Consider the following 1,117-nt stretch of genomic DNA (forward strand, 5'->3'; position numbering starts at 1 on the left):
TTTTGAGAGAACATAAAAAATGATGAAAATCATTAAAAATTTCTCTTGCTTTTAAGAATTACATAGAGTATAATTTTATCTTGTCGAGATAAAAAATAACTCGCTAATCTGGTCTAGTGATGATGGCAAAGAGGTCACACCCGTTCCCATACCGAACACGGAAGTTAAGCTCTTTAGCGCCGATGGTAGTTGGGGGTTTCCCCCTGTTAGAGTAGGACGTTGCTAGGCTAGATATAAAATGGAGGATTAGCTCAGCTGGGAGAGCACCTGCCTTACAAGCAGGGGGTCGGCGGTTCGAACCCGTCATCCTCCACCATTTATTCTTACTTGCCGGTTTAGCTCAATTGGTAGAGCAACTGACTTGTAATCAGTAGGTTGGGGGTTCAAGTCCTCTAGCCGGCACCATTTTGCACGAGCCATTAGCTCAGTTGGTAGAGCATCTGACTTTTAATCAGAGGGTCGAAGGTTCGAGTCCTTCATGGCTCACCATTTATACACGCGGGTGTGGCGGAATTGGCAGACGCGCTAGACTTAGGATCTAGTGTCTTTGACGTGGGGGTTCGAGTCCCTTCACCCGCACCAATTTCCATTTGATAATTAAATAAGTTTGCGGAAGTAGTTCAGTGGTAGAATACAACCTTGCCAAGGTTGGGGTCGCGGGTTCGAATCCCGTCTTCCGCTCCAAAGTTATTGTTATTGTATGTGCCGGGGTGGCGGAACTGGCAGACGCACAGGACTTAAAATCCTGCGGTAGGTGACTACCGTACCGGTTCGATTCCGGTCCTCGGCACCACATACATGCGCCCTTAGCTCAGCTGGATAGAGTGTTTGACTACGAATCAAAAGGTCGGGAGTTCGAATCTCTCAGGGCGCGCCATGTTTTTTACGGGAAGTGGCTCAGCTTGGTAGAGCACCTGGTTTGGGACCAGGGGGTCGCAGGTTCAAATCCTGTCTTCCCGACCATTATAACGAATATGTTATTTGGGGCTTTAGCTCAGCTGGGAGAGCGCCTGCCTTGCACGCAGGAGGTCAGCGGTTCGATCCCGCTAAGCTCCACCATTTTTCAGAAAATGTTTCTGACATTTTCTTTTTTATTGCAAAAAAGTTCTTTGAAAAC

The 1,117-nt window shown here is 47.4% G+C and carries 9 tRNA genes and 1 rRNA gene; all 10 read left to right on the forward strand.

What is annotated here, in order from left to right:
- Window positions 1–112: 112 nt before the first annotated feature.
- The 10 genes from rrf to P4V41_RS20435 all read left to right on the forward strand — a co-directional run bounded on the left by rrf (window position 113) and on the right by P4V41_RS20435 (window position 1,059).
- Window positions 113–228 (forward strand): 5S ribosomal RNA (gene rrf / locus P4V41_RS20390).
- A 12-nt stretch (window positions 229–240) separates the two neighbouring features.
- Window positions 241–316 (forward strand) — tRNA-Val (locus P4V41_RS20395).
- A gap of 13 nt (window positions 317–329) precedes the next feature.
- A tRNA-Thr gene (locus tag P4V41_RS20400) sits at window positions 330–405 on the forward strand.
- Window positions 406–413: 8 nt separating this feature from the next.
- Window positions 414–489: transfer RNA gene (locus tag P4V41_RS20405), tRNA-Lys, on the forward strand.
- Between the two features lie 9 nt (window positions 490–498).
- Window positions 499–582, forward strand: a tRNA-Leu gene (locus tag P4V41_RS20410).
- 27 nt (window positions 583–609) lie between these two features.
- Window positions 610–684: transfer RNA gene (locus P4V41_RS20415), tRNA-Gly, on the forward strand.
- A 20-nt stretch (window positions 685–704) separates the two neighbouring features.
- Window positions 705–793, forward strand: a tRNA-Leu gene (locus P4V41_RS20420).
- A gap of 7 nt (window positions 794–800) precedes the next feature.
- Window positions 801–877, forward strand: a tRNA-Arg gene (locus P4V41_RS20425).
- Between the two features lie 9 nt (window positions 878–886).
- Window positions 887–963: transfer RNA gene (locus P4V41_RS20430), tRNA-Pro, on the forward strand.
- Between the two features lie 20 nt (window positions 964–983).
- A tRNA-Ala gene (locus tag P4V41_RS20435) sits at window positions 984–1,059 on the forward strand.
- Window positions 1,060–1,117: the final 58 nt, after the last annotated feature.

This window comes from Fictibacillus nanhaiensis (genome assembly GCF_036213205.1).
GTDB lineage: Bacteria > Bacillota > Bacilli > Bacillales > Fictibacillaceae > Fictibacillus > Fictibacillus nanhaiensis_E.